Here is a 12,054-nt window from a genome sequence, read left to right on the forward strand (position 1 = left end):
CTCGTGACGACGTTGCTCTATCTCATACCAGTGGCCCTTTTTCTGGGTGCACTGGGTGTGTCCGGCTTCGTCTGGGCATTGCGAAGCGGTCAATACGAAGATCTCGACGGAGCCGCCGAGCGGATACTAATTGATCGGGACGACAAACCGGAACGCTGATTTCAATCCGCTGTGCATAAGATGCGCGGATCGCGCTCGTCAGTCGAGCCGGCTCGGTCGGGAACAAGCTGTCCATGCTCCATGCTCCATGCTCCATGACCATCTTGACCTAAGCTGCACACTACATTTGTGAAAAGCCTCTGTCGTGCGAAGGACTGCCTCCCATTGCACCCAGTATGAGGCGGCTGATGCCACGAGAGTACCTCGCGTGGCCGGACGAGAGCTTGGCCATGTGCGCACGGGTTCCAAAGTGGAACGTCACGGTCGATCACCTGACCGTGAACCGCCAGTGCCGATTGGTCATGTCTGGCTGATCCAGATCAGGGTCATACTCATCGGTGTGTTCTATTGACCAGTCTTCGACGGAGAAATGCATGACTTACGGAAAGATTGGTCGTCATTATCAGCACCTTCACGGTTCTGGGTTTTCTGTCGTGTGGTCGGCCATGCCTTGTGCTTACGGCGCAGCCATTAGCTGACCGGCGTCGTGTGTATCTCGCTTGCTGGCTGACCATCCGCGTGGCTGCGCGGACACGGGGGCCGATCAACAGCTTTCGCCTTTGATGGGTTGTGTGCGTCGAAAGTGGCCTTCTTTGGGCTGACTTCGTAGAAATGTTCCAGGGCTCGCATCCAGCGCCGAAGATCCTCGTGATGTCAACGTGCTGCGGAGCATCATCGGGGTTGGGACGTGCGTTTTCGAGATCGATCAACCGTCCGAAGTTGATCATTGGTTCGAGTGACGCGCGCTATTTCGACGACTATGTCGCCGCGTGGGCTTTGCTCTATCGGCGACTGAATTGCAAGGACATCGACATCGAAGCCATGCAGCAGGTTCTTGATGAGATATGCGCGGTCGTGGATAAAAGTTTCCGCTACCTTGGCTGGGATGACGAGAGAGAGCGCTACGTTCGATACCCTCGCAAGAGAGCCCGCTTCGACGTCGTGGAGCGTGAGTAGTATGCGCAAGGGTTCCAGGTGGAATGTGGCGATCGATGCGGCGCGGCCGTGGCTGACCAGCGTCGCGAGTGTCTCGCTTGCTGGCGGCGATCTGCGCGGCTGCGCGGCCAAAGGGCGGGATCGGTTAGCCGCATCCACCTCTGAGCGCTTTGAGTGCTTCGTTGCCGATCGATGCGAATCTCCCGGCCCAGCGCCTTTAGGCAATGCGGCGGCCACGGAGCTCATGTCACTCGGCTCAGTTCCACCGTTACACGAGGATAGGCGACCGGATGGCGGCACGCTGATGGGCTCTGACGATAATTTTGACATCGTTGTCGTTGGAGCCGGCCCGGTCGGCCTTTCGTTCGCTGCGTCGCTTGCCCAAAGCGAACTCAAGGTGGCAGTTGTTGAACAGAACACATTCGATAGTCTGGCGAATCCGGCTTTCGATGGTCGCGAAATCGCGCTGACCAACGCTTCGATCAGAACCCTTCGCGAGCTCGGCGCCTGGGATGTCATCCCGGCTTCGGACAAATCAGCACTTCAAGGCGCGCGCGTGCTCAACGGCTCGAGCGCATTCGCTCTTCGTTTCGATCCTCCCAGCAACTCTGGAGAACCGCTGGGGGTTTTGGTTCCAAATTGCCGGATCCGCGAGGCGCTGTTCAAAATCGTCCGCTTGCAGGATCGCGCCCGGCTGTTGTGCGGCCACTCGGTCGTCGATGCAACAAACAGCCAAGAAGGAGCAGTCGTAACGCTCTCTAATGGCGCGCGTTTAACTGCTCGGCTGGTTGTTGCCGCGGATTCGCGTTTGTCCGCCACGCGTGATCTGCTAGGCATCGGCGCCGATATCAACCGGCTTGGCCACTCGATGCTGATTTGCCGAGTGAGGCACGAGCGCGCCCACCACCAGATCGCCATCGAATGGTTCGATCACCATCAGACGATAGCGATGTTGCCCCTCGCGGAGGGCATGTCGTCGCTGCTGCTCACATTGCGCTCAAACGAGGCCTATAGACTGCTTGCCTTCGATGATGATTTGTTCCTGTCGGAGTTGACGAAACGGTGTCGAGGGCGCCTTGGAAAAATGACCTTGGCAAGCAAGCGCCACACCTATCCGCTGGTCACGACCTGGGCGCACAAATTCCGGGCGCCGAGCGCCGCACTCATCGGCGACGCTGCCATCGGCATGCACCCGGTGACCGCTCACGGATTCAACATCGGTCTCAGCAGCCAGAAGCAACTCGCCCGTGGAATCATGACTGCGTGCCGCGACGGCCGCAATGTTGGCGACCCCGACATGCTGCATATATACGAAAGGCGGCTGCGCCTGTCGGCGGCGCCGCTCTACCATGCAACGAACATATTGATTGGACTCTACTCCAGAGACCACCTGGCGGCACGGCTTGCAAGGCATCTGGGGCTTCGCTTTGCCCAACATGTTCCCCTTGTCCGGCATGGGATATCGGCGGAGCTCCAGCGGTGATACTGCACCAGCAGTCGCATTTTTGCGCGTGCTGGGCGAGCGATGGGAGAGAGTGCATGATGCACCGGAGTAATCCTGCTCCCCGACGCTGATCTCCGATTGAAGAATTAACCCGTCCTTCAGGGGGGCTGCATAGGCTGCGGACAAGCAGGAGTAAGCAAGCTGACCCGTCCAGCCTTGGAAAAGAAGATCCGCTGGAGGCGAGAATCCTTCAGGACCAGCTCGCTGATCTGAGGGCAGGCCTTTTCGTCTCAATGCCGATAAGCATTGTGCTGTCCGGGCTGATTTTGACCGTGCAGGCCCTTTCCGGGAACGGTCTTGCTGGCGCGGCCTGGTTTTCGGTCGTTAATGCGATAAATGCCGCCCGCCTTGCACTCGCCCGTCATCAGCTGAAGGAACCCGGAGTCCAGGATGATCTGACACGGGTTTGGCTGCGGCTTCGCTGGTTTGGCAGGCTTGCTCTTCTGGCGGGATTCACCTGGTCATTCCTTGCCATCCTAACGGCTGGATACACGACGTCTCAAGCATCGCTGCATCTAATAATTCTGGCGGGCATTTCAGCTGGCGCGGTCACGTACGGCAGCTCATATGCTGCGGCAGCGATATGCTTCATCACACCGCCACTCCTCATTGCCGCCGCATGTTTGCTGACGAAGGGAGCCCCGGAAAACTACATTCTGGCTTTTGCCGTCCTGCTTTTCGAGGGCGGCCTGGTTCGATCCTCGTTCGTTGGACAAGCGCGCTTCCGTGACGCGAGCCGCCTGAGACATCAAGCCGAGCGGCTTGCCGCGGAAATGGAGCGCAATTCCAGGGAGGACCATCTTACCGCGCTCCTCAACAGGCGGGGCCTCGAACATGCAATCGATCAGTTTGAGAACACCGATGGACCCTTTGTGGCCATGCTGATTGATCTGGACGGGTTCAAATCTGTCAACGGTACCTACGGTCACAGAACGGGTGACGAGCTGCTTGCCAGGATCGCCCGCCGAATAGAGGAAGAAGCACCGGAGGGCTCAACGCTCGCCCGCATCGGTGGGGATGAATTCGTGCTGGTTTTTTCTTCGCGAAAGAATTCTCCTTCTCCCACCAATCTCGCGTCCAATCTCATAGCCAAGCTTGCTCGCCCCTATCCTGGGATCGCATCCGTCCGCATTGGAGCGTCTATAGGAATCTACTTGGCTGAAAACCCCGGACTGACGGAAATGTTGTTGCGGGCCGACATCGCCCTTTACACAGCTAAGCGCCGCGGCAGGAATGAATTTTGTCTGTTCGGTGCCGAGCTAGCCCGGGAACTGCAACGCCGCCAGTCAATCGAACGCGATCTTCATTCGGCGATAACGATGAGAAGCTTGGTCGCTTGGTTTCAGCCAATCGTAAGACTCGAAACTGAAGCGTCGTCGGTTTTGAAGCCTTGCTAAGATGGTCTCACCCGCTTCACGGTCCCATTTCTCCGCCCGAGATCATGACAGCGGCACGCGAAACTGGAATGCTTCAGCTGCTAACTCAAACGGTATTCGCCGACTGTTGCGCTCTTATCGAGGGCTTGGTCAAAGCTGACCGTCGTGATGTTCGTGTGGCGATGAATGTTTCACCGCGCGAGTTGGAAGCTGGCGATATTGACGAGATGATTCTTAATGGTCTGGCGGCAAAAGACCTCCCTGCAACGATGTTCGACATCGAGATTACCGAAGAAGCCCCAGTGGATCCGGACAGAGTGGATGAAAAGCTCGGCCAGCTTTCACATGCTGGCATTTCTATCGCGCTCGAGGACTTCGGCACCGGTTTTTCGACGTTGGCATCGCTCAAGGACAGTCGGATCAGGAAAGTGAAAATAGATCAGGGCTTCATTCGCGGCTTAGCCAAGTCCCGGGAGAATCGGCTGCTTGTCAAAGCGGTGATTGACCTTGGTAGGACGCTCGGGATCGAGGTCATGGCCGAGGGCGTTGAAACAGAGGCAGATCGGCAAACTCTGTACAAGCTTGGCTGCAGAACCGCGCAGGGCTTCCTGTTCTCTAAGGCAGTGCCTCTCCATTTGGCACTTGATTCGGTAGTAAAAGAGCACGCGAAGGAGTTGTGACCGGCCTCTCCGTCCGTGCTGCTCGCGGAACTTTCATGTGGGGTGGACCTGACGCGCGAAAGCCGTTTCGGACGGTAGAGTTATTACGGGGGCGAAACTGAGCACGTGGTTTGGATAGCAGCAATCCGGTCCACCGGCGCACATGCAGCGGCTTCATACAAGCGTTCAAGTTGCGAGATGAGCTTGAGTGAACGACGTCGGAGAATTGCGTCCCTTGGACGCTGGTTTCGCGGTTCCCGTAGGATTCGATTACGGGAAGCGTTCTTGGCTGCTTCTCGGCTCAGCGCTCATCTGGATGAACAACGTACCCGCGGTCAAGGTTTTCGCGACCTCAACCCAGTCACCATCCCGCAACAGCAGCGGTCGGGTCCTGATCAAGCGCTCAGCCTCAGCACAGGTGCTGGAGCAACGGTAGAGCGCGGAAAACGTGTATCGGAATGCGCTGGCTCACCATAGGAAGCTGCCACGGCATGTCGAATGTCCCCAGGGGGCGGGACCGTTCCCTTGCATTTGTCTCGATGACGGGCTCTCAAAGCTAAAGCCAAGAGAGCTTTATAAAAATCGCACCCGATCGGCTGCGCAACGACGACCAGCTGAGGCCCGATCGGGTGCTAAGGTCGTGCCAAAAAAGGCGCGTCACTGTCGCATTTCTAGCCGGCTTGCGATCGGACGTCATCTCTTGGCGATCGTTGCCCCTTCTCTCAAATGCGCTTAGCGGCGCCGACGGCGAATAGCGCAAGCTTTTCCACCCGTTTCTACTCCACTACCGAGACTCGTCACCAACCTCCTTTTATTCGCTTCCATATGGCCCATCCTGTCTCCAATCGAGGAGGAGCGCGAACATGGGCCAAGCCGTAGAACGTCTCAGTCTCGGGAATTCTTCTGCTCGCCAAACTGCCGTTGTCACCGGCACCATATTTGGCAGGGTGACAGTGAACGACAAGATATCAGGCGTTCTTGTCTGGGCTGAACTATGCTTGCAAGCCATAACCCAAAAATCGCCGATCCCTTTGAATTCGAGCCGGATGAATGGGTGTTTCAAAATTTTTGGCGGTTTTAGGCAGAACCCTCCGATGGCCCGCGTACCGGTCAAGCTTCGTGAGCACTTTAGGTTCGTCGATCAGGCATAGGTTTGTATCCCATGCCACATGCTGGCCGTTTGCCTAGTTCGGAAGCCCTCGAGAGGCGTTGCTCGTCTTGGTATGGCGTCGCCCCTTTTTCCGATCCATCGGCCACGGAGCTAGAATGCTGTCTAGCTGTTGCCGCCTACTTGGTCATCCGGCATGGAGATGCCTATATACCGACCTTCGAAAGGCTGGAATACGAGGTCGAACAAATGCGGCGGAAGCTCGGAAATCGCGAGCGAGCGCAGCGCGTGCTGGCCACGCTCAACCTAAATGGCTCGGACAGCTGGAGCCGTGAGGTTGGTTCTCAAGGCCTGGATGGCGCCGCAATCACATTCGCCCGGGCGGGGTAAAAGCGATTTTTTGAAGCCACTCGCGCTTTTGCGCTAACGAAGGTCCCGCGCCGTATTTGGGCCGGATCCATTTGTGGCCCATCAGAGAAGCAATTACCTTCTCCGGCGCCTCAACTGCCGTCAGCCGGTCCTCGAAAGTGTGTCGCAGGCTATAAAGACTATGCTCGGAAGTCGGCAGAAGTTCCTTGCTGGCGAGCACCTTGTTGACGAGCGCTGAAAGTGACGCGGCCTTGTCGCGATAACGAGGAAAGCCGTCCGGATGGAGCTTGATGGCTGCAAGTGCGCCGCCAACCAAGGGAATGTCACGGGCTGAATGACCGGTCTTCAAGCGACGGCCATTGGGGCGCACCCGCACATGCGGGATTTCTTGATCGAGGTGGATTGTTTCGGTGGTGAGGTTTGCCGCTTCAGAAAGCCTGAGTCCGGTATCGGCAATCACATAGATTAGATGGCGGGCTTCGTCATTGAGTCCGTCGAGCGCGCCTTCAGCGAGTATCTTCTCCTGAATGAACTCCGCTGTGAACGCAGCGCGTTGCCCGGGGACGGCGCCGGAAAGACGCAGGTTTCGAAAAACCGGCTCCAGCTTGAGCTGGTGAGTCAGATCGACGACGCGCAGCATTTTCGAAACATGGCCGATGTCCTTGTTGGCCGTACCGATATCAAGTCCATCCTCAACGATCCGCTTTTGCCACCACTCGCGGAACGCGATTGCGTCGTCCCGAGTGAGGCTTGCGATCTCCTTGTCGCCAATGACTCCAACCAGATTGGCAACTGCGCGCTTTTTGGGGTTACGCCATTTCTTGATTTGGTTAGGCGACATGGTCAGCAAGTTCTGTTGCTCGATCGTCTCGAATTCCTTGATAAGACCGCTCAGGCGGACCGCTGGCCGCTTCTCCCCACCCATGACGGCCGAGACGTCCTGCGCGTCCTCGATCGATTTTTTGTCGAGGAGCAGCTTGATACGGGCCATGAGTTCGTCGAGCGGCCCCGCTGCTAGTTCCTCGTTAGAGCGATAGGCCAATCCAAATGACCGCGCGCGCTTCCTCGCGGCTTCGAAACGCAGCCCCGCCTCGGCGGATTGGCCTTCCCGCAGTCTACGCCAATACGCCTCCAGCCCCGCGCCGAGGCTTTGCACTGCATCTCGCGCCCGTACACCGCGGGGATCGTCAGCCACGGCGACGCCCGTGGAAATGCGTACTAGGCAGCGGCGATCAAACGCCGCGAATTCCTTCGGCACCCTGCGGACGAGATACCAGATGCCTTCACGTTTATGCGGCTTTGGCGCTGCGGAACGTCGCATTATCTTTCTCTAATGTTACACAGTTTGTTACACAGTCTAAGATAAGTTTCGCTTCGCGCTGGTCAAGCGCAACAAGGAAGCTTTTGAAAGGAAACGATTATTATGGAAGCTAAATGGCGGAGAGGGAGGGATTCGAACCCCCGATACCCTTGCGAGTATGCCGCATTTCGAGTGCGGTGCATTCGACCACTCTGCCACCTCTCCGCGAGGTCATGGTCGGCCGTTGCCGGCGCGGCGCACTAGATAACGGCTGACCGCTGCAGTTACAAGGCCCTATTCGACCGATTTCCCGCTTCTTCGGGAAGCGACCGCCGACGCGGCAGACCAGCCTTGCCGGCGATGTCGCTCCGGGTCGGCGAGGGCAAGGCCCGCTCGCCTTGACTTCCGCGCAACCTTCGGTTAGGGACAGCCCGCATTCGGCGTGGGGGTTTCTCCGCGCCGCTTGTTTTTTGAACCCGCAGACTGACAAAAAGACGGCCGAACCGCTCGAGGCGGTTCATCAAGGCCGACCGAACAGCGAAAGGCAAAAAATGTTCGCAGTCATCAAAACGGGCGGCAAGCAGTATCGCGTCGCCGCCAACGATCTCTTGAAGATCGAGAAAGTCGAAGCCAAGGTCGGCGATATCGTCGAGATCGGCAATGTGCTCGCGCATGGCGAGGGCGAGAATGTCACCTTCGGCGCGCCGTTCGTCGACGGCGCCATGGTCACGGCGGAAGTCGTCGAGCAGGGCAAGAACCGCACGGTCATCGCTTTCAAGAAGCGCCGCCGCCAGAATTCGCGCCGCAAGATCGGCCACCGCCAGCTTCTGACCACCGTGCGGATCTCCGAGATCCTGCTGGGCGGCGCCAAGCCGGCGAAGAAGGCCGCCGCGAAGCCGGAGGCCAAGGCGCCGGAAGCCAAGGCTGAAGTCGCCGCCGAGGCGAAGGCTGAAGCCGCGCCGAAGGAGGCCAAGGCCAAGAAGGAAGCCAAGGCAGAGGCTGCTTCCGGCGAAGAGGCCAAGGCCGCGCCGCTGTTCAAGGCGCCGAAGGGCGAGCCGGATGACCTCACCGTCATCAAGGGCATCGGCCCGGTCGCGGCGAAGGACCTCGCCGAGCAGGGCATCGTCACCTTCGCGCAGCTCGCCAAGCTGACCGACAAGGATGTCGCCAAGATCGACGAGCACATGCCGTTCAGCGCCGACCAGATCAAGGACTGGCGCGAGCAGGCCAAGGAGCTGGCGAAGAAGTAAGACGACCGGCGACAATCGTCGCCGGCACGACTTGAAACGGAACGCGAACGCGTTCATAAGACAATTCAAGCGCCTCACGGCGCATCGGAGTTAGTTAGATGGCACACAAGAAAGCTGGCGGTTCGTCGCGCAACGGTCGCGACTCGCACTCCAAGCGGCTCGGCGTGAAGAAGTTCGGCGGCGAAGCCGTCGTTGCCGGCAACATCATCATTCGTCAGCGCGGCACGCAATGGCATCCGGGCACCAACGTCGGCATGGGCACGGACCACACCCTTTTCGCACTCGAAGCAGGCGCAGTCGCCTTCAACAAGAAAGCCAACGGCCGAACCTACGTCTCGGTAAACCCGATCACCAAAGCAGCGGAGTAGCCGGTTCCGCACCATAACACCGGCGCCCATCTCGGGAACCGGTGTCTGGCCAGGCCAGGAAAAGGATCAGGAGAGATGGGCTTCCATCTCTCCTTTTTATTTTTCTTATGCCCTGGAGGACTAAAATGGTTGCCGAAGCGGAAGACACCGACGACGAAAGTTACGCGATAGACTGCCCGGTGCTCACCACCGAGCGCCTGGTCATGCGCGCGCCGCGCGAGAACGATCTCGAGCAATTGATGGCGCTCGCCGACAACCGCCACGTCGCCGAAATGCTGGCCCGTATGCCGCATCCTTACGGCGAGGCCGAAGCCAGAGCCTTCCTTGCCATGGCTTCGTCACGCCGCGCCGGCATCGTCTATGCGCTGACGCTGGCCGGAACCGGAACCTTCGTCGGCTGCGCGGGGCTCAACACCACCGATCGCGGGCTGGAGCTCGGCTACTGGATCGGCGAGCCCTACTGGAAGCGCGGCTATGCGACGGAAGCCGCGCACGCGCTGGTCGATCTCGCCTTCCAGAGAACCTCGATCCAGGTCCTGCATGCCTCGACCAGGGTCATCAATCCGGCCTCGCGCCGGGTCATCCACAAGTGCGGTTTCCAGTATGCCGGCCAGGGGATGCTGAATTCGATCGTCGCCGGCCAGGTGCCTGTCGAGCGCTACCGGCTGGATCGCAAGACGTGGACGAGCCTACGCAACTGGGTGCATTTCTAGGCGCCGGGCCTCGAACCAAGGTCAAAGGTCAGCCCATTTCGACCCAGACCGGCAGATGATCGGAGCCGACCGCCTGCCGGTCGACCCAGAGGCGCTTCAGCGATTTGGCCAGCGAAGCGCTGGTGAAGACGTAGTCGATGCATTTGTAGCGGCTGGCATCGTCGGGCCGCTTTGGATCGACAGAGGTGACGAGGCCGGAAGCGCCAAGGCGCTGGGCGGCGTCGACGGCGAGATCGGCGGTCAGCGGCATGCCGAATTCATGGTCCGCGCGGCCGGCGAGTTCGACATATTCGGGCGATCCGGGCAGCATGTTGAAGTCTCCCATGACGATGAAGGCCTCCGGATAGGGCAGGTCCGGCAGGCCGATCTCGGGAATGCCGGAAAGGCCGCCGCCTTCCAGCGCGTAGTTCAACAGGCGCTGGCGCAGGAAGCGGATCTGGCTCTGGCGCTCGACCGGGCTGCGGTGGTCGAGATGGGTGGAATAGAAGCGGACGAAGCCGAGCGGCGTCTCGATCAGCGCCTCGAGCGCGCCGCGCTGGAAGTTCATCGCCTCGAGGCTGCGGCTGCGCGGCAAAAGGAGATTGCGCGACAGATGAATGGGCGTCTTCGACAGCACCATGTTGCCGAGCTGGAAGGTGCGGGTGACGGCGCGGCCGGTGTCGAGGCGCGAGCCGACATTGACCTCGAAATTGCTGCCGTAGGCAGCGAAGTAATCCGGCAGTGCCTCGCCGATCTCGGCCACCATGTCGCGATCGCCGTTGCGCGGGTTGTTGCGGGTCACCTCCTGCAGGGCGATGACATCGGCGCCGCGCACGGCGTCGGCAATGCGGCCGACATCGTATTTGCCGTCAAGGCCGATGCCGTACTGGATGTTGTAGGTGACGAGCTGCATTCCGGTACTCCAACACCAACGCGGAACCGCGAAAACCGGAAGCGATCGTCGCGCGGGATCAATCGCAAGCGGGCAGTGCCAACGCGTTCGTGGTGCGTGCAAAAGCTTGTGCCGGCGCTTTCGTCACAAAACAGCCTCGCCCTTGGCCCCGCCTTGGTTTAGAGCAATCGCGCAAGGCAATCAGCAGAAACCTGAAAAATTCCGATGAAATTCCTCGATCAAGCCCGAGTTTACATCCGTTCCGGCGACGGCGGCGCCGGTTCGGTGTCGTTCCGCCGCGAGAAATTCATCGAGTTCGGCGGTCCGGACGGCGGCGACGGCGGCCGCGGCGGCGATGTATGGGCCGAGGCGGTCGACGGGCTGAACACGCTGATCGACTATCGCTACCAGCAGCATTTCAAAGCCAAGACCGGCATGCACGGCATGGGCCGCAACATGACCGGCGCCAAGGGCGCCGACGTGACGCTCAAGGTACCGGCCGGCACCCAGGTGTTTGCCGAGGACAACGAGACGCTGATCTGCGACCTGACCGAGGTCGGCCAGCGCTTCCTGCTCGCCAAGGGCGGCAATGGCGGCTTCGGCAACCAGCATTTCAAGACCTCGACCAACCAGGCGCCGCGCCGCGCCAATCCGGGACAGCCGGGCGAGGAGCTCAGCATCTGGCTTCGGCTGAAGCTGATCGCCGACGCCGGCCTCGTCGGCATGCCCAATGCCGGCAAGTCGACCTTCCTCGCCGCCGTCACCGCGGCCAAGCCGAAGATCGCCGATTATCCGTTCACCACGCTCTATCCCGGCCTCGGCGTCGCCCGCATCGACGGCCGCGAATTCGTGCTGGCCGACATTCCAGGCCTGATCGAGGGCGCGCATGAGGGCGTCGGCATCGGCGACCGCTTCCTCGGCCATGTCGAGCGCACGCGCGTGCTTCTCCACCTCGTCTCGGCGCTGGAGGAGAATCCAGGCAAAGCCTACAAGACCGTGCGCGGCGAGCTGGAGGCCTATGGTCATGAGCTGACCGACAAGGTCGAGATCGTCGCGCTTTCCCAGGTCGATATCCTCGACGCGGATGCCCGCAAGAAGAAGGCGGCGTCGCTGAAGCGCGCCGCCGGCCGCGCGCCGATGCTGTTGTCGGCCGTCACCGGCGAAGGCGTCGAGGCGGTTCAGCGCGCACTGATGGCCGTGGTCGCCAAAGCACGCGACGCCGTTCCCGCTCCCGTCGACACGCGCTGGCAGCAAAACCCATGAAATCGCTGAAATCATATCGGCGCATCACCGTGAAGATTGGCTCGGCACTGCTGGTCGACCGCACGAGCGGGCTGAAGCGCGACTGGCTGACCTCTTTGGCCGACGACATCGCGGCGCTAGCCAAAGCCGGCGCGGAGGTGCTCGTCGTCTCCTCGGGCGCCATCGCGCTCGGCCGCAC

Annotated in this window: 11 protein-coding genes, 1 tRNA gene and 1 pseudogene; 10 read left to right on the top strand and 3 right to left on the bottom strand. The window is 60.0% G+C overall.

The features are described from left to right. Positions 1-3: 3 nt before the first annotated feature. From ccoS to EOA29_RS42690, 5 genes are all read left to right on the top strand, one after another. Entirely contained in the window at positions 4-159 is a 156-nt protein-coding gene (gene ccoS / locus EOA29_RS01350) for a cbb3-type cytochrome oxidase assembly protein CcoS (RefSeq protein ID WP_081714250.1), read from the top strand. A 720-nt stretch (positions 160-879) separates the two neighbouring features. Continuing rightward, positions 880-1,116, top strand: coding sequence for a hypothetical protein (locus EOA29_RS01355; protein WP_145967428.1), 237 nt, complete (start codon positions 880-882; stop codon positions 1,114-1,116). Positions 1,117-1,396: 280 nt separating this feature from the next. Continuing rightward, positions 1,397-2,578 (top strand): 5-demethoxyubiquinol-8 5-hydroxylase UbiM, encoded by a 1,182-nt coding sequence (gene ubiM / locus EOA29_RS01360; protein WP_185928959.1) that lies wholly within the window; start codon positions 1,397-1,399, stop codon positions 2,576-2,578. 254 nt (positions 2,579-2,832) lie between these two features. After that, on the top strand, positions 2,833-3,996 hold the full coding sequence (locus tag EOA29_RS42685) for a GGDEF domain-containing protein (protein WP_245455339.1): 1,164 nt from the start codon (positions 2,833-2,835) through the stop codon (positions 3,994-3,996). Next, on the top strand, positions 3,990-4,655 hold the full coding sequence (locus EOA29_RS42690) for an EAL domain-containing protein (RefSeq protein ID WP_245454739.1): 666 nt from the start codon (positions 3,990-3,992) through the stop codon (positions 4,653-4,655). Before EOA29_RS42685 ends, EOA29_RS42690 begins: the two co-directional genes overlap by 7 nt. A gap of 1,454 nt (positions 4,656-6,109) precedes the next feature. Here the strand turns inward: EOA29_RS42690 and EOA29_RS01370 are convergent. Both EOA29_RS01370 and EOA29_RS01375 read right to left on the bottom strand, forming a co-directional pair. Beyond that, positions 6,110-7,432, bottom strand: coding sequence for an integrase (locus EOA29_RS01370; protein ID WP_126057794.1), 1,323 nt, complete (start codon positions 7,430-7,432; stop codon positions 6,110-6,112). Between the two features lie 114 nt (positions 7,433-7,546). Further along, a tRNA-Ser gene (locus EOA29_RS01375) sits at positions 7,547-7,636 on the bottom strand. Positions 7,637-7,962: 326 nt separating this feature from the next. Between EOA29_RS01375 and rplU the strand changes: the two genes are divergently transcribed. From rplU to EOA29_RS01390, 3 genes are all read left to right on the top strand, one after another. Then, the gene (gene rplU / locus EOA29_RS01380) at positions 7,963-8,661 is read left to right on the top strand and encodes a 50S ribosomal protein L21 (protein ID WP_126091373.1); all 699 of its coding nucleotides are present in this window, start codon (positions 7,963-7,965) and stop codon (positions 8,659-8,661) included. Between the two features lie 98 nt (positions 8,662-8,759). Further along, positions 8,760-9,029 (top strand): 50S ribosomal protein L27, encoded by a 270-nt coding sequence (gene rpmA, locus EOA29_RS01385; protein WP_059189273.1) that lies wholly within the window; start codon positions 8,760-8,762, stop codon positions 9,027-9,029. Between the two features lie 125 nt (positions 9,030-9,154). Next, complete coding sequence (locus EOA29_RS01390) at positions 9,155-9,742, top strand: GNAT family protein (RefSeq protein WP_126091374.1); 588 nt, start codon at positions 9,155-9,157, stop codon at positions 9,740-9,742. A gap of 28 nt (positions 9,743-9,770) precedes the next feature. On the opposite strand, the gene EOA29_RS01395 is transcribed toward EOA29_RS01390, so the two are convergent. Then, on the bottom strand, positions 9,771-10,634 hold the full coding sequence (locus EOA29_RS01395) for an endonuclease/exonuclease/phosphatase family protein (RefSeq protein WP_126091375.1): 864 nt from the start codon (positions 10,632-10,634) through the stop codon (positions 9,771-9,773). Between the two features lie 204 nt (positions 10,635-10,838). Here EOA29_RS01395 and obgE point away from each other — a divergent pair, with 204 nt between their 5' ends. Beyond that, a complete protein-coding gene (obgE, locus tag EOA29_RS01400) occupies positions 10,839-11,876 on the top strand; it encodes a GTPase ObgE (RefSeq protein WP_126091376.1) in 1,038 nt (345 codons plus the stop codon). After that, positions 11,873-12,054: pseudogene (locus EOA29_RS01405) on the top strand (glutamate 5-kinase); the annotation flags it as partial. The gene obgE and the pseudogene EOA29_RS01405, both read left to right, overlap by 4 nt.

Origin of the sequence: Mesorhizobium sp. M1E.F.Ca.ET.063.01.1.1, assembly GCF_003998155.1 — a bacterium.
In the GTDB taxonomy this organism is placed as follows: domain Bacteria; phylum Pseudomonadota; class Alphaproteobacteria; order Rhizobiales; family Rhizobiaceae; genus Mesorhizobium.

What these genes read in the sequence shown, in the direction of transcription:
- obgE (WP_126091376.1), top strand. Translation starts at nt 10,839, where the DNA reads ATGAAATTCCTCGATCAAGCCCGAGTTTACATCCGTTCCGGCGACGGC.
- EOA29_RS01390 (WP_126091374.1), top strand. Translation starts at nt 9,155, where the DNA reads ATGGTTGCCGAAGCGGAAGACACCGACGACGAAAGTTACGCGATAGAC.
- rplU (WP_126091373.1), top strand. Translation starts at nt 7,963, where the DNA reads ATGTTCGCAGTCATCAAAACGGGCGGCAAGCAGTATCGCGTCGCCGCC.
- EOA29_RS01395 (WP_126091375.1), bottom strand. Translation starts at nt 10,634, where the DNA reads ATGCAGCTCGTCACCTACAACATCCAGTACGGCATCGGCCTTGACGGC.
- EOA29_RS42685 (WP_245455339.1), top strand. Translation starts at nt 2,833, where the DNA reads ATGCCGATAAGCATTGTGCTGTCCGGGCTGATTTTGACCGTGCAGGCC.
- EOA29_RS01370 (WP_126057794.1), bottom strand. Translation starts at nt 7,432, where the DNA reads ATGCGACGTTCCGCAGCGCCAAAGCCGCATAAACGTGAAGGCATCTGG.
- rpmA (WP_059189273.1), top strand. Translation starts at nt 8,760, where the DNA reads ATGGCACACAAGAAAGCTGGCGGTTCGTCGCGCAACGGTCGCGACTCG.